The sequence below is a fragment of the uncultured Sphingomonas sp. genome (genome assembly GCF_913776855.1).
GTDB lineage: Bacteria > Pseudomonadota > Alphaproteobacteria > Sphingomonadales > Sphingomonadaceae > Sphingomonas.
The window spans coordinates 65,341-80,438 of the sequence record NZ_CAJYQD010000039.1 but is presented as its reverse complement, the minus strand read 5'-3'; the positions used below and the strand labels follow the sequence as shown (position 1 = coordinate 80,438).

Below are 15,098 nucleotides of genomic sequence, written 5' to 3'. Positions count from 1 at the left end.
CGTGACACGCTTATCCCCGGAAGGGCCTATGTTCACCACCCATCCATTCGACGACGACAAGCTGCGTGAAGAATGCGGCATCTTCGGTGTTTCCGGCGCGGACGGCGCTGCGGCGCTCGTGGCGCTCGGCCTTCATGCGCTCCAGCATCGGGGCCAGGAAGCGGCCGGCATCTGCAGCTGGGACGGGGCAATGTTCCATACCCAGCGGGCGCAGGGCCATGTCGCGGGCAATTTCGACCGGCCGGAGGTGATCGAATCGCTCCCCGGCGCTACCGCCTGTGGCCATGTCCGCTATTCGACCACCGGCGAGACGTCGAACCGCAACATCCAGCCGCTCTATGCCGAACTGGCGTCGGGCGGGTTCGCGGTGGCGCATAACGGCAATCTTTCGAACGCCATGCGACTGCGCAAGGATCTGGTCCGCACCGGATCGATCTTCCAGTCGACCAGCGACACCGAAGTCATCATCCATCTGGTCGCGACGTCCAACTATCGGACGCTGCTCGACCGGTTTATTGATGCGCTGAAGCAGGTCGAAGGCGCCTATTCGCTAATCTGCATGACGCCCGAGGGCATGATCGCGTGCCGTGATCCGCTCGGCATCCGCCCGCTGGTGATGGGCAAGCTTGGCGACGGCGCCTATATCTTCGCCTCGGAAACCGTCGCGCTCGACGTGGTGGGTGCGGAGTTCGTCCGCGAGGTCGAACCCGGCGAGCTGGTCATCGTCAAGAATGGCGAGCTGCGTTCGATCCGCCCGTTCGCGCCGCTCTCCCCGCGCCCGTGCATCTTCGAATGGGTCTATTTCTCGCGCCCCGACTCGATCAGCGAGGACCGTTCGGTCTATTCGGTGCGCAAGGCGATCGGCGCCGAACTGGCGCAGGAAAATGCGGTCGAGGCCGATCTGGTCATCCCCGTGCCCGATTCGGGCGTGCCGGCGGCGATCGGTTATGCCCAGGCATCGGGCATTCCGTTCGAGCTGGGCATCATCCGCTCGCACTATGTCGGGCGCACCTTCATCCAGCCGGGCGACAAGGTTCGCCATCTGGGCGTGAAGCTGAAGCACAACGCCAACCGCAAGCTGATCGAGGGGAAGCGCATCGTGCTGGTCGACGATTCGATCGTGCGCGGTACGACCTCGCTGAAGATCGTGCAGATGATGCGCGATGCCGGCGCGGCAGAGGTGCATATGCGTATCGCATCGCCCCCGACGCGCCACTCGTGCTTCTACGGTGTCGACACGCCTGAGCGCGCCAAGCTGCTGGCCGCCAAGTACGACCTGGGCGGCATGACGGATTATATCCAGGCCGACAGCCTCGCCTTCATCTCGATCGACGGGCTGTACCGCGCGCTCGGCGAAGCGAACCGCACCGCCGTCCGCCCGAAATATTGCGACGCCTGCTTCACCGGCGACTATCCGACGCCGCTCACCGATCAGGATGAGACGACCTCGGTCGATCAGTTCGCGGTCCTGGCCGAACGGGTCGGATGAGCTCGGCGCTGAAGGGGCAGCTGGCGCTCGTCACGGGCGCCAGCCGGGGGATCGGTGCCGCCACCGCCGTCGCGCTGGCGGCGGAGGGCGCGCACATCATCCTGACCGCACGCACGCCCGGCGGTCTGGAGGAGGTCGAGGATGCGATCTACGCGGCGGGCGGTTCGGCCACCATCGCGCCGATCGACCTGTATGACCGCAGCGCCATCCCGCAGCTGGTCTCGGCGATTGCCGAGCGCTGGCGCGCGCTGGACATGCTGGTGCTCAACGCCGGGGCGCTCGGCACGCTGGGACCGGTGCCAGCGTTCGATTTCAAGGAATTCGAGAAGGTGATGGCGCTCAACGTCACCGCCAACGCCGCGCTGATCGCCGCCTTCTCGCCGATGCTGCGCCTCGCGCGGACGGGCCGGGTGGTCGGCGTCACCTCCTCGGTCGGGGCGGCGCCGCGTGCCTATTGGGGCATGTACGGCGCGTCGAAGGCGGCGTTCGACAATATCATCGCGAGCTACGGGCTGGAGATGGCGAATATCTCGCCGGTCCGCACCGCGATCGTCGATCCGGGGGCGACCCGCACGAAGATGCGCGAGCGGGCCTATCCCGGCGAAGACCCGCAATCGGTGAAGCCGCCCGAGCGCGTCGCCGATGCGATCGTGAAACTGATGGCCGACGGGTTCGATACGGGCACGCGCATCCGCGTCGACTGACGGTGAACCGCGATAGCCGGAGGACAAACGTCACCCCAGCCTCCGCAGGGGTGACGTCGTGATGCTTGGCACAGTGAGGCACCGTTCGCTGCCGAACCGCCGCCGTCGCGAAACCGCGGCAAGTGTGAACTTCGTGAACTTTGGCCGCCATCACGGCTCGATCGTCGGGGTCCATGGCCGTTCGCGAAACCATTTGGTGATGATGTATTTGGTCCCCTCGACCACGGCCATCCCCTCGTGCAGGGTCGCCTGGTTGGGGCTGCCATCGGCCAGCATGTTGTTCCACGCGACCAGCATCCCCGGCCGCGGATTGAACCGGACGCCAGCCTGCGGAAACCATGTCGCGCCGCCCTGCTCGACCTCGTTCAGATAGACCATCGCCGTCCAGGTCCGCTGCCCGCCCTGTACCGCCATCGACGCCCAATAGGGTTCGTTCTCGTTGAAATAGTCGTTATGCGCGCGGAATTGTTGCCCCGGTGCATAGCGCTGCCCCTGCATCGTCTCGCCATGTTCGGGCGGAATGCCCAGCAGGTGGGCGATCTTCTCGTCGATCGGTTGCAACAGCGGGTGCCACCGGTCGAGGTCGCAACTGTCGCTGGTGCGGAAATTGGGATCGTTGGTCGCGGTCAGCAGCGTCGATTTGCGGCGACCGGCATCTATCGTCGCCATCAGCATGTCGCACTCGTCCTCCGACAGGAAATCGGTCAGCGCGAACAGCACCGCCCCATCGGTCTTGGCGCGGCGGATACCGGGAACGGCGGAAAGCGTCGCTTCCACCGACCGACCCCATTCGGCCCGGACGGGGGAGGGGCCACCGGGTGCTTTACGGACAGGTGCATTCATGGACTGCGTTCAATCAGATAGGGGCGGAGGTGTCGAGGGGACGCAGCGTCCGGTACGCCATTCCGGCCCGCGCCCGGACGGTGGCGGGTCAATGCTCCGGCGTCTCCATCAGTTCGATCAGCACCCCGCCCATGTCATGGGGATGGACGAACACGATCGGCGTACCATGGGCCCCGATCCGTGGCTGCCCCAGCACCCGCGCGCCTTTCGCCGTCAGCTCGGCGACGGCGGCATCGATGTCCGCCACCTCGAAGCACAGATGATGCTGCCCTCCCGCCGGGTTCTTCGCCAGGAACCCGGCGATCGGCGAGGCATCGTCATATGGCTCGATAAGCTCGACCTGCGTGTTGGGCGCATCGATGAAGCAGACCTTCACCCCTTGCGTGGGCAGGTCGAACGGCACACCGATCGCCTCCGCGCCCAGCAGGTCACGATACATCGCGATCGACGTTTCGATGGAGGGCGTCGCGACGCCGACATGGTTCAATCGGCCAAGGGTCATGCGATCAGCACTCCGGTACTTGGCTGGGACCGGTCAGGACATAGCGGTCGCCCCTGCGCTCCCAGCGGTCGGTGAATGCCTTGCTGCCCGAATAGCGGACGGCAAAGCCCTGGTTGCGGCGAATGTCGGTGAAACTGCCCTCGACCGAATCATCGGCACCGGGCAGGCCGGAACCGGTATTGTCGACGCCGATCGGCACTTGCGCCATTTCGACCGGGCCGGTGGGGCGCAGTTCTGTCAGCACGACCGCCGAACAGGTGATGCCCTGTCCGGTAAACCCGCCTTCGGTGCGCAGCGTCGGCATATCGGCGAACCGCTCATCGACCTGCCAGCTGCTCAACCGCCCGAAACTGCCGGCGATCGCCGCCGCCGGGTAATTGCGGACCAAGGCGAAGCCAGTCCCCTCCGGGCGCAGATAGGCGATGTCGATCCGCCCCGCGCTGACATGGCCGGGGTCGACCACCGACCCTTCGCTGATCAGCACCGGTCCGAACGGCGTATCGACCAGCTTGTCGGCATCGAACGTATAGCGCTGCCTACCCTCGTCGGTCCGCGCCCGCCCATCCTTGAACGCAACCGCCACCGCCGCCGCCAGCCGTGCCTGCGCCGACAGGACAGGGGTGGGGGAGGGCGTCGGCGTTGCCGCGACCGGAGGCGGGGCCGGCGCATCGCGCGGTCGCATCCAGCCTAGCACCGCAACCACGCCCAGCACGACGAACGCGAGTGCGACCAGCAGCTTACGCATTGATCAGGCCTTCATGCTCACAACGGAATATTGTCGTGCTTCTTCCACGGGTTCTCGAGCTTCTTGTTCCTGAGTTTCCTGAGGCCCAGCGCCACCCGCCGCCGGGTGGAATGGGGCAGGATCACCTCGTCGATGAACCCCTTGCTCGCCGCCACGAACGGGTTGGCGAAGCGCGCTTCATATTCGGCCGTGCGCGCCGCGACTTCGGCCGGGTCCTTCGACCGGAAGATGATCTCAACGGCGCCCTTGGCACCCATCACCGCGATCTCGGCGGTCGGCCAGGCGTAGTTGAGGTCGCCGCGCAGATGCTTCGACGCCATCACGTCATAGGCGCCGCCATAGGCTTTCCGCGTGATGACCGTGATCTTGGGCACGGTCGCCTCGGCATAGGCGAACAGCAGTTTCGCGCCATGCTTGATGATGCCCGAATGCTCTTGCCCCACGCCCGGCAGGAAGCCCGGCACGTCGACGAACGTCACGATCGGAATCTCGAACGCATCGCAGAAGCGCACGAACCGCGCCGCTTTCTTCGACGAATTGATGTCGAGACACCCGGCCAGCACCATTGGCTGGTTGGCGACGACGCCGACCGTGCGTCCCTCGATCCGGCCGAAGCCGATGATGATGTTGCCCGCATGGGCCGGCTGCAGTTCGAAGAAGTCGCCATCGTCCAGTGTTCGCACGATCAGCTCGTGCATGTCGTATGGCTGGTTGGCGCTGGGCGGGATCAGCGTGTCGAGGCTGGGTTCGATCCGGTCCCACGGATCGTCGCTCGGTCGCGCCGGCACGCCCGTCCGATTGTTGGCGGGCAGGAAGTCGACGAAATCGCGCGCCGCCAGCAGCGCCTCGATGTCGTTCTCGAACGCGCAATCGGCGACCGACGACTTGGTGGTATGGGTGATCGCGCCGCCCAGTTCCTCCTGGGTCACGACCTCGTTGGTCACCGTCTTCACCACGTCGGGGCCGGTCACGAACATGTAGCTCGAATCCTTCACCATGAAGATGAAGTCGGTCATGGCCGGCGAATAGACCGCGCCACCCGCGCACGGCCCCATGATGAGCGACAACTGCGGCACGACGCCCGATGCCAGCACGTTCCGCTGGAACACCTCGGCATAGCCGCCGAGCGACGCGACGCCCTCCTGGATGCGCGCGCCGCCCGAATCGTTCAGCCCGATGACCGGCGCGCCGACCTTCATCGCCATGTCCATGATCTTGCAGATCTTCTGCGCATGGCGTTCCGACAGCGAACCACCGAACACGGTAAAGTCTTGGCTGAACACATAGACCAGACGCCCGTTGACGGTGCCCGATCCCGTCACCACGCCGTCACCCGGAACGACCTGCTCCGGCATCCCGAAATCGACGCAGTTATGTTCGACATACATGTCGAGTTCCTCGAACGAACCTTCGTCGAGGAACACGTCCAACCGTTCACGCGCGGTCAGCTTGCCCTTGGCATGTTGTGCCGCGACGCGCTTTTCGCCGCCGCCCGCGCGGGCCGCCGCGCGACGCTTCTCCAGCGCTTCGAGTGCTTCGAGCATCGTCTCTCCTTGGCCCGTTGGTCGGGCGTTTCCGCCCTTGTGCCAGCAGGAAGGGGAGGAGCGCAATATTCTTGCGTCACCCGAAGCGATAGCCCGATACGACCCAACCCATGACCACGTCGCGATAGTCGCGGACGGCAATATCGTCGCCTCCCGCGCCAAGGGCGACCATCAGCGGCAGCAGATGCTCGGCCTCCGGATGCGCGAAGCGGGCGTGCGGGAGCCGCTCCCATGCAGCTACGCGTTCGGCCCGCTTCGCTGGGTCCGGATCGGTGACGGCGGCGGTCAGTGCGACATCCCAATCGTCCGCGATCGGCGTCACCGACGGCCCGCGGGCGCGGAGATTATGGAAGCTCATGCCCGACCCGACGATCAGCACCTCTTCGTCGCGCAGCGGTGCCAACGCCCGGCCCATCGCGATATGCGCGACGGGATCGAGCGAGCGGTCGAGCGACAGCTGGACCAGCGGGATGTCGGCGCCCGGTACCGCGACCATCATCGGGATGAACACGCCGTGGTCCCAGCCGCGCTCGGCTTCCTCCGCCGTCGCGAATCCTGCGCCTTCGAGCAACGCTGCCGCCCGCCGCGCCACATCCGGCGCGCCGGCGGCATCCCAGCGCAACTGATAGGTGTGCTCGGGAAAGCCGTAATAATCGAACAATAGCGACGGACGCCCGCCGACATGGACAGTCGGCCGATCCGCCTCCCAATGGCCGGAAATCATCAGGATCGCGCGCGGCCGTTCGGGCAGCGCATCGATCAGCCCGGCCAGATAGGCCTGCATCGGCCGCCACATCGGGTCAGGCGCTGCGCCGGGGTTCAGGAAGAAGCAGGGGCCGCCGCCATGCGGCACGAACAGGGTGGGTAGGGTCATGTGCCAAAGGTCGCGCGCCGATCCGCCGGACTCAAGGCCGTCGACGGAAACGACGCGTTTCGACTTGGCGTCGCGGGGGCCAAGCCCCTACAAGGTCGCCCGCATGAGCCGCTTCACCGTCAACAACCTGCCGCAGGAATATCGGCTCGACCCGGAAACGCCGCTGCTGTGGGCGTTGCGCGATGTGTCCAACCTGACCGGCACCAAATATGGTTGCGGCACCGGCCATTGCGGCGCCTGTACCGTCGATATCGACGGGCGCGCGGTAAAGTCGTGCCAAGTGACGATCGGCAGCCTGGAGGGCACCTTCGTCACCACGATCGAGGGGCTGGCGCGCGATCGCAGCCATCCGGTGCAGGCTGCGTTCCTCGCGGCGCAGGTCGTCCAATGCGGCTTCTGCATCCCCGGCTTCGTCATGGCGACGGTTGCGCTGCTGCGGCAGAATCGGAACCCCGGCGAGGCGGAGATCGCCGCCGCGCTCAACCATCTGTGCCGCTGCGGCATTTATCCGCGACTGATCGACGCGGTGCGACAGGCGGCGGCCGCTGCGCGCGGCGATGCGACGTTGGCGCCGCCGCCGCGCCCCGGCATCGACCGGGCGGAGGCCGCGCGCGAAACGCCGGCACTGACCCCGCCGGACAAGTGATCCGTATTCTTTCAATTCGCTGTCACCGCCATTCAGCGACGGTTGATCGCAACCGTAATAAACCGCATCCATCGTAGCCGGCGACATCCGGCGGTGGAGGCAGACAATGAAGAGCCGTTTCCTGTTGGCCCTTTTGAGCGTGTCGGCGCTGGTCCCGACGGCGGCCATGGCCCAGGCCGAACCGGAGTTTCGCGGACCGCGCGGCGGGCGCGAGCGGATCGAACGCTCGCCCGGTGGCGAGACGCCGGGCGCCCGCGCCGAATTCCGCAACGACGTCCGCGTCGAGGCGCCGCAGCCACGCCCCGAACGCCCGCGCATCGAGCAGCAGCGCAACGAACCGCAGCGCGGCGGCGATGGCCCCCGCTGGCAGGATCGCGGCGATCGGGGCGACCGCGGTGGCTTCGACCGGCCGCGCCCGCCGCGTGACGCCGATGGGCAGGTCGACCGCGAGGCGCTGCGCCGCGACTGGCAGCAGGGCAATCGCGGCGGGGATCGCGGCTGGCGGCCGGAGCCTTCGCCGGCACCACGCCCCGACCGCGATTTCCGCACCCCGCCGCGCGACGCGCAGGGGCAGATCGACCGCGAGGCGCTGCGCCGCGACTGGCCGCGCACCGATGGCCGTGGCCAGCTGGAGCGCGATCGCCGGGATCAGTGGCGTCGCGAACAATGGCGCCGCGAACAGCAGAATGGCGGCTGGGATCGCGATACCCGCGATCGCGGATGGGACCGGAACGACTGGAACCGAGGCGACCGCGACTGGGATCGGGGCAACCGGTGGGAACGCGGCGGCCAGTGGGATCGCGGCTGGCGACGCGACGACCGTTACGACTGGAACCGCTATCGCCAGCAGAACCGCGGCCTGTACCGTCTGCCGCGCTATTATGCGCCGTCGGGCTGGAACTACGGTTATCGCCGGTTCGGTGTGGGCGTGAGGCTCAATTCGTTCCTGTTCGGGTCGAACTACTGGATCAACGATCCCTATTCCTATCGCCTGCCCGAAGTGTGGGGGCCGTATCGCTGGGTCCGCTATTACAACGACGCGCTGCTGGTGGACGTCCGTTCGGGCCAGGTCGTGGACGTCGAGTACGATATTTTCTGGTAAGCCTGTCGCTACGGCAAAGGCGGGCGCGGCGGGGGCAACTCCGCCGCGCGTTTTGTCGGCTGGCGTTTGGGCTGGCAATCGCCGCGTCCTTTCCGCAAACCGTATCAAAAGATACGGGAGAGCGATTCGATGGCAGGCGATATTCAGGTGACGCGCGACGGCGACGTGCTGCGCATCACGCTCGACCGGCCCGACCGGCTGAACGCTGCGCCGCCCGCGATGTTCGATGCGATCCGCGATGCGTTGGCGAACCTCGACGGTGCGCGCGCAGTTTTACTGACCGGGGTAGGGCGCGCCTTCTGCTCGGGCGCCGACGTCATGGCGGCGCTGAGCGGCGACGACGCGCCGGCCATGACCCATACCGCGCTCACCAACCACTATAACCCGACGCTACAGGCGATCGCCGACCTGCCCGTACCGGTCGTCAGTGCGGTGCGCGGCGCGGCGGCAGGAATCGGGTGCAGCCTCGCGCTCGCCGCCGATTTCTGCGTAGCGGCGGAGGACGCCTATTTCCTGCAGGCGTTCGTCAATATTGGCCTCGTCCCCGATGGCGGGGCCAGCTGGATGCTGCCCCGCCTGATCGGTCGTGCCCGTGCCGCGCGGATGATGATGCTCGGCGAACGAGTGCCCGCCGCCACCGCGCTCGACTGGGGCATGGTCCATGCCGTGATCGATGGTGAGCGCCTCGATGACGAAGCGCTGGCGCTCGCCCGGCGGCTGGCGGCCGGGCCGACCGTAGCGCTGGGCCTGATGCGCGCCAATCTCGCCTACGCCCTCGACCATGACTATCCCGCTGCGATGGCGCGCGAGGCGGAGGCCCAGCGCACCGCCCGCGCGACCAGCGATGCCGTCGAAGGTGGCACCGCCTTCCTCACCAAGCGTACTCCCCGTTTTACCGGAGCCTGACATGACCTGCCTCGACTTGCGCCCCCGTCCGGCGATAGGGACCTTGCGATGACCGGCCCGACCCTCGACGATTGGCAGAACCTCGCCGCGCGCGAAGTGAAGGACGCCGACCTGAACTGGACCACGCCGGAAGGGATCGTGGTAAAGCCGCTCTACACCGCCGCCGACGCGCCCGATCCGGGGCTGCCGGGCTTCGCGCCGTTTACACGCGGGGTGAAGGCGTCGATGTATGCCGGGCGGCCATGGACCATCCGCCAATATGCCGGCTTCTCGACCGCCGAGGAATCGAACGCCTTCTACCGGCGCAACCTGGCGGCGGGGCAGAAGGGGCTGTCGGTCGCCTTCGATCTCGCCACCCATCGCGGTTACGACAGCGACCATCCGCGGGTCGCGGGGGATGTAGGCAAGGCCGGGGTGGCGATCGATACGATCGACGACATGAAGATCCTGTTCGACGGCATCCCGCTCGACACCATGTCGGTCAGCATGACGATGAATGGCGCGGTGCTGCCCTGCCTCGCCTTCTACATCGTCGCGGCGGAGGAACAGGGCGTCGGCCCGGACAAGCTGTCGGGCACGATCCAGAACGACATCCTCAAGGAGTTCATGGTCCGCAACACCTATATCTATCCGCCCGAGCCATCGATGCGGATCGTATCGGACATCATCGCCTATACCGCCGAGCATATGCCGCGCTTCAACAGCATCTCGATCAGCGGCTATCACATGCATGAAGCCGGGGCGACGGCGGTGCAGGAACTGGCGTTCACGCTAGCCGACGGCATGGCCTATGTCCGTGCGGCGATGGCGCGTGGGCTGGACATCGATGCCTTTGCCGGGCGGCTGTCCTTTTTCTTCGGCATCGGCATGAACTTCTTCATGGAAATCGCGAAGCTGCGCGCCGCGCGCACGCTGTGGAGCCGGATCATTGCCGATTTCGGCGGTTCACCGCGCAGCCAGACGCTCCGCACGCACTGCCAGACCAGCGGCGTCTCGCTGACCGAACAGGACCCGTACAACAACGTCATCCGCACGACGGTCGAAGCGATGGCGGCGACTTTCGGCGGCACCCAGTCGCTCCACACCAACTCGCTCGACGAAGCCGTCGCGCTGCCGACCGATTTCTCCGCCCGGATCGCGCGCAATACGCAGCTGATCCTTCAGGAAGAAACGGGCATGACCCATGTCGTCGATCCTTTGGGTGGCAGCTATTATGTCGAGGCGCTGACGAAGGAACTGGCCGACAAGGCATGGGCGCTGATCGAGGAGGTCGAGGCGGCGGGCGGCATGATCGACGCCGTGAATTCGGGCTTGCCCAAGGAGCATATCGAACGTGCCGCCGCCGCCCGGCAGGCGCGCGTCGACCGGGCCGAGGACGTCATCGTCGGCGTCAACAAATACCGGCTGGCGGAAGAGGATCCGATCGACATCCTCTCGATCGACAATGCCAAGGTCCGCGCCGACCAGATCCGCCGTATCGACCAGGTGAAGGCGGAACGGGACGAAGCCGCGACCCAGGCTGCGCTGACTGCGTTGCAGGACGGCGCGCGGGGCGATGGCAACCTGCTGGCGCTATGCGTCGCCGCCGCCCGTGCGCGGGCAACGCTGGGCGAAATGTCGGCGGCGATGGAGGTTGCCTTCGGCCGCCACGCGGTGTCGGTGACCCCGGTCAAGGGCATCTATGGCCCGGCCCATGCCGATGATGACGGCTGGCTGCGCGCGGGCGAGGGCGTCGCGGCGGTCGAACGCCGCATGGGGCGCAAGCCCCGGATGCTGGTCGCCAAGATGGGGCAGGACGGCCATGATCGCGGCGCGAACGTCGTCGCCAGCGCCTTTGCCGATCTGGGGTTCGACATCGTGTCCGGCCCGCTGTTCCAGACGCCGCAGGAAACCGCGCAGCTGGCGATTGCCGAGGGTGTCGATGTCGTCGGCGCCTCCAGCCTTGCCGCCGGGCACAATACGCTGATCCCCGAACTCATCGGGTGCTTGGCGGATGCCGGTCGTAGCGATATTCGCGTCATTGCCGGCGGGGTGATCCCGCCACAGGATTATGCGCTGCTCCGCGATGCCGGGGTGGCGGCTATTTTCGGACCGGGCACCAACCTAGTCCATGCGGCGGCAGAGGTGCTGAAACTGCTCGGCCACAACCTGCCGCCGGTTGGAGAGACTGTGGAATGAATGTGATTGCGTCTGTCGAAGCTGCCCCGGCGCTGGAAACGGGGGTGGTGCGCACCGATTGGAGCCGCGCGGAAATCGCCGACCTGTTCGACCTGCCGTTCGACGAACTTATGTACCGTGCCCAGACCGTCCACCGCGCGCATCATGCTGTGGGGCAGGTGCAGCTCTGCACCTTGCTGTCGATCAAGACCGGCGGCTGCCCGGAGGATTGCGGCTATTGCTCGCAGTCGGCCAGCGCCGATACGCCGCTGAAGGCCGAAAAGCTGATGGAGGTGCAGGCGGTGCTGGCTTCCGCCGCCGAGGCGAAGGCGGCCGGGTCGCAGCGTTTCTGCATGGGCGCGGCATGGCGCAACCCCAAGGACCGCGACATGGACGCGGTCATCGCCATGGTCGAAGGCGTTCGTGCGATGGGCATGGAAACCTGCATGACGCTGGGGATGCTGACGCCCGATCAGGCACAGCGTCTGGCGGCGGCAGGGCTGGATTACTATAACCATAACATCGACACCTCGCCCGAAAACTACGCCAACATCATCTCGACCCGCTCGTTCGAGGATCGGATCGATACGCTGGCGCATGTCCGCGCAGCCGGGATCAACGTGTGTAGCGGTGGCATCGTCGGGCTGGGGGAGACGCGCGCCGATCGCGTCGGCTTCGTCCACGCGCTCGCCACCCTGCCGCGCCATCCCGAAAGTGTGCCGGTCAATGCGTTGGTGCCGGTCGAGGGCACGGTGTTGGGCAACATGTTGGCCGATACCCCGCTGGCCAAGATCGACGATATCGAATTCGTCCGGACCGTTGCCGTCGCGCGCATCACCATGCCGCTGAGCATGGTCCGCCTGTCGGCCGGTCGTGAAAGCATGTCGGATGCGACGCAGGCGATGTGCTTCATGGCCGGTGCCAATTCCATCTTCACCGGCGACCGGCTGCTGACGACCGGCAATGCCGGCGACGATGCAGATGCCGCGCTGCTGGCGAAGCTGGGCATGACGCCGATGGTTGCCGAGGAACCGATGCGGAAGGGCGGGTGCTGCTGAGCCTGCTGGTCCTTGCCGATGCCGTCGGCGGCAATTGCGGCAAGGCGCCGACACAGGCGCTGGCCAATGCCTGCGCCGAACGTAGCTGGCAGGTGTCGGACGCCGCGATGACGCGCGAATGGCGCGCGACCTATGCCGCGATGAAGGCACGCGATGCCAACGACACGTCACGCGGGGGCGGTTTCGGCTTTGCCGCCGCCGCGCTGGCAAGCCAGCGGGCATGGCTGAAACTGCGCGATACGCAATGCGTTTGGGAGGGCGGGGTCTATGGCGGCGGCAGCGCGCAGCCACTGGCCCGCTTTTCCTGCATGGAGCGGATGACGAACGAACGGACGCGGCTGTTGGCCGAACTGCACCGGAATTGATGCTGACTCCGAACACACGGGGCGGACGGGAGAGTGACGTGTTCAAGAAGATTCTGGTCGCCAATCGCGGCGAGATTGCCTGCCGGGTGATGCGCACCGCCAAGCGGATGGGGATCGCTACCGTCGCGGTCTATTCCGATGCCGACGCGCGTGCGCCGCATGTGATGATGGCCGACGAAAGCGTCCGGCTGGGGCCGGCTCCCGCTGCGCAAAGCTATCTCGTCCCCGAACTGATCCTCGCCGCCGCGAAGGCGACCGGGGCCGACTGCATCCATCCCGGCTACGGCTTCCTGTCGGAGCGGGAGAGCTTCGCGCGGGCCTGTGCCGATGCGGGCATCGCCTTTGTCGGTCCGCCGCCCGCCGCCATCGCCGCGATGGGCGACAAGATCGAATCGAAGAAGCTGGCGCGAGGAGCCGGGGTCAACGTCGTGCCCGGCTTCCTGGGCGAGATCGCCGATACCGAGCAGGCGGTGCGGATCGCGACCGATATCGGGTATCCGGTGATGATGAAGGCATCGGCCGGCGGCGGCGGCAAGGGGATGCGCCTCGCGTGGAGCGAACAGGACGTCCGCGAGGGCTTCGAGGCGACCAAGCGCGAGGGGCTGGCCAGCTTTGGCGACGATCGCGTGTTCATCGAAAAATTCATCGAAAGCCCGCGCCATATCGAAATCCAGGTGCTGGGCGACCAGCATGGCAACATCGTCTATCTGGGCGAGCGCGAATGCTCGATCCAGCGCCGCCACCAGAAGGTGGTCGAGGAAGCGCCATCGCCGTTCGTCACGCCCGCAATGCGCAAGGCGATGGGCGAACAGGCGGTCGCCCTTGCCCGAGCGGTCGGCTATTACAGCGCCGGCACGGTCGAACTGATCGTCTCCGGCGCGGACGTGACGGGGGAAAGCTTCTACTTCCTCGAAATGAATACCCGGCTGCAGGTCGAACACCCGGTGACGGAGGAGATTACGGGCCTCGATCTGGTCGAACAGATGCTGCGCGTGGCGGCGGGCGAGCCGCTCGCCTTTACGCAGGACGAGGTGAAGCTGACCGGCTGGGCGATCGAGAACCGGGTCTATGCCGAAGACCCCTATCGCGGCTTCCTGCCCAGCACCGGGCGCCTGACCCGGTACAATCCTCCCCGGCAGCCCGATCCGTCACCCCAGCGCAGGCTGGGGTCTTCCGGTGGATTGGATGCGCTCTCCAACGGAGATACCCCAGCCTTCGCTGGGGTGACGGCCGAGGCACGCACCCGCGTCGACGACGGCGTGGTCGAGGGCGGCGAGGTCAGCATGTTCTACGACCCGATGATCGCCAAGCTCATCACCTGGTCACCGACGCGGGAGGCGGCGATCGATGCGCAGGTCGCCGCGCTCGACCGGTTCGAACTGGCGGGCGTCGGCAACAATATCGATTTCCTGTCGGCGATCATGCAGCACCCCCGCTTCCGCGAAGGGGCGCTGACCACCGGCTTCATTGCCGAGGAATATCCCGACGGCTTCCACGGCGCGGCGGCCGACACGGTGCTGCTGCGGCAACTGGCGGCGGTCGCGGTGCTGATCGACCTCGAACAGTCGCGGCGTGTCCGCGCGATCGACGGGCAACTGGGTACGCGCCCGGCACCCTCCACCGAACGGATCGTCACCATCGGCGACCATCGCTTCGAGATTTGCGTGGATGGCCATGAAGGCGGGCTGCTGGTCAATATCGATGGCGACGCGCCGCTCGATGTCGTGATGCACTGGCGTCCGTCGCAGCGGGTGGTGGTCGCACGGATCGATGGCCACGAACTTGCCGTTCGCGTCGCGCGCACTGTCGGCGGGTGGAAACTGACCGCACGCGGCGCGACCCATAGCGTCCGTGTCCTGCCGCCGCATGTCGCCGCGCTGACGCAGCATATGATCGAAAAGGTCCCGCCCGACCTGTCGCGCTTCCTGCTGTGCCCGATGCCCGGCCTGCTGACCCGCGTCGAGGTGGCCGAGGGGCAGAAGGTCGAGGCCGGGCAACCGCTGGCGGTGGTCGAGGCGATGAAGATGGAGAACATCCTGCGCGCCGAACGCCCCGGCACCGTTGCTCGCATCGCCCATGCCGCCGGCGACAGCCTCGCGGTCGATGCGGTCATCATGGAGTTCGAATAGGCGGAACCCTTTGCCCGCTGGCGGCTTGTCGGTG

General features: G+C 66.7%; 14 protein-coding genes. 9 read left to right on the top strand and 5 right to left on the bottom strand.

Annotated elements, in window-relative coordinates:
* The first annotated feature begins 28 nt into the window (after nucleotides 1-28).
* Both purF and QZ755_RS12155 read left to right on the top strand, forming a co-directional pair.
* Entirely contained in the window at nucleotides 29-1,489 is a 1,461-nt protein-coding gene (gene purF / locus QZ755_RS12160; protein ID WP_294323175.1) for an amidophosphoribosyltransferase, read from the top strand.
* Nucleotides 1,486-2,193 carry an SDR family NAD(P)-dependent oxidoreductase gene (locus QZ755_RS12155; protein WP_294323173.1) on the top strand — a complete coding sequence of 236 codons (708 nt, stop codon included), beginning with the start codon at nucleotides 1,486-1,488 and terminating at the stop codon, nucleotides 2,191-2,193. The genes purF and QZ755_RS12155 overlap by 4 nt, the downstream gene beginning before the upstream one ends.
* 150 nt (nucleotides 2,194-2,343) lie before the next feature.
* Here the strand turns inward: QZ755_RS12155 and QZ755_RS12150 are convergent, their stop codons facing one another.
* The 5 genes from QZ755_RS12150 to QZ755_RS12130 all read right to left on the bottom strand — a co-directional run bounded on the left by QZ755_RS12150 (nucleotide 2,344) and on the right by QZ755_RS12130 (nucleotide 6,701).
* Nucleotides 2,344-3,036: a 2OG-Fe(II) oxygenase gene (locus QZ755_RS12150; protein ID WP_294323172.1), complete on the bottom strand. Its 693-nt coding sequence runs from the start codon at nucleotides 3,034-3,036 to the stop codon at nucleotides 2,344-2,346.
* An 88-nt stretch (nucleotides 3,037-3,124) separates the two neighbouring features.
* Nucleotides 3,125-3,538 (bottom strand): methylmalonyl-CoA epimerase, encoded by a 414-nt coding sequence (gene mce / locus QZ755_RS12145; RefSeq protein ID WP_294323170.1) that lies wholly within the window; start codon nucleotides 3,536-3,538, stop codon nucleotides 3,125-3,127.
* Between the two features lie 4 nt (nucleotides 3,539-3,542).
* Nucleotides 3,543-4,283 (bottom strand): hypothetical protein, encoded by a 741-nt coding sequence (locus QZ755_RS12140; RefSeq protein ID WP_294323168.1) that lies wholly within the window; start codon nucleotides 4,281-4,283, stop codon nucleotides 3,543-3,545.
* Between the two features lie 17 nt (nucleotides 4,284-4,300).
* On the bottom strand, nucleotides 4,301-5,827 hold the full coding sequence (locus QZ755_RS12135; RefSeq protein WP_294323166.1) for an acyl-CoA carboxylase subunit beta: 1,527 nt from the start codon (nucleotides 5,825-5,827) through the stop codon (nucleotides 4,301-4,303).
* A 76-nt stretch (nucleotides 5,828-5,903) separates the two neighbouring features.
* The gene (locus QZ755_RS12130; protein WP_294323165.1) at nucleotides 5,904-6,701 is read right to left on the bottom strand and encodes a class III extradiol ring-cleavage dioxygenase; all 798 of its coding nucleotides are present in this window, start codon (nucleotides 6,699-6,701) and stop codon (nucleotides 5,904-5,906) included.
* Nucleotides 6,702-6,804: 103 nt separating this feature from the next.
* Between QZ755_RS12130 and QZ755_RS12125 the strand changes: the two genes are divergently transcribed.
* The 7 genes from QZ755_RS12125 to QZ755_RS12095 all read left to right on the top strand — a co-directional run bounded on the left by QZ755_RS12125 (nucleotide 6,805) and on the right by QZ755_RS12095 (nucleotide 15,064).
* Nucleotides 6,805-7,347: a (2Fe-2S)-binding protein gene (locus tag QZ755_RS12125; protein WP_294323163.1), complete on the top strand. Its 543-nt coding sequence runs from the start codon at nucleotides 6,805-6,807 to the stop codon at nucleotides 7,345-7,347.
* A gap of 106 nt (nucleotides 7,348-7,453) precedes the next feature.
* Nucleotides 7,454-8,449, top strand: coding sequence for an RcnB family protein (locus QZ755_RS12120; protein ID WP_294323161.1), 996 nt, complete (start codon nucleotides 7,454-7,456; stop codon nucleotides 8,447-8,449).
* A gap of 129 nt (nucleotides 8,450-8,578) precedes the next feature.
* Nucleotides 8,579-9,355 carry an enoyl-CoA hydratase-related protein gene (locus tag QZ755_RS12115; protein WP_294323159.1) on the top strand — a complete coding sequence of 259 codons (777 nt, stop codon included), beginning with the start codon at nucleotides 8,579-8,581 and terminating at the stop codon, nucleotides 9,353-9,355.
* A 48-nt stretch (nucleotides 9,356-9,403) separates the two neighbouring features.
* Entirely contained in the window at nucleotides 9,404-11,533 is a 2,130-nt protein-coding gene (scpA, locus tag QZ755_RS12110) for a methylmalonyl-CoA mutase (RefSeq protein ID WP_294323157.1), read from the top strand.
* A 5-nt stretch (nucleotides 11,534-11,538) separates the two neighbouring features.
* Complete coding sequence (bioB, locus tag QZ755_RS12105) at nucleotides 11,539-12,570, top strand: biotin synthase BioB (RefSeq protein WP_294323343.1); 1,032 nt, start codon at nucleotides 11,539-11,541, stop codon at nucleotides 12,568-12,570.
* Nucleotides 12,561-12,935, top strand: coding sequence for a lysozyme inhibitor LprI family protein (locus QZ755_RS12100; protein WP_294323156.1), 375 nt, complete (start codon nucleotides 12,561-12,563; stop codon nucleotides 12,933-12,935). Before bioB ends, QZ755_RS12100 begins: the two co-directional genes overlap by 10 nt.
* 38 nt (nucleotides 12,936-12,973) lie before the next feature.
* The gene (locus QZ755_RS12095) at nucleotides 12,974-15,064 is read left to right on the top strand and encodes an acetyl/propionyl/methylcrotonyl-CoA carboxylase subunit alpha (protein ID WP_294323338.1); all 2,091 of its coding nucleotides are present in this window, start codon (nucleotides 12,974-12,976) and stop codon (nucleotides 15,062-15,064) included.
* Nucleotides 15,065-15,098: the final 34 nt, after the last annotated feature.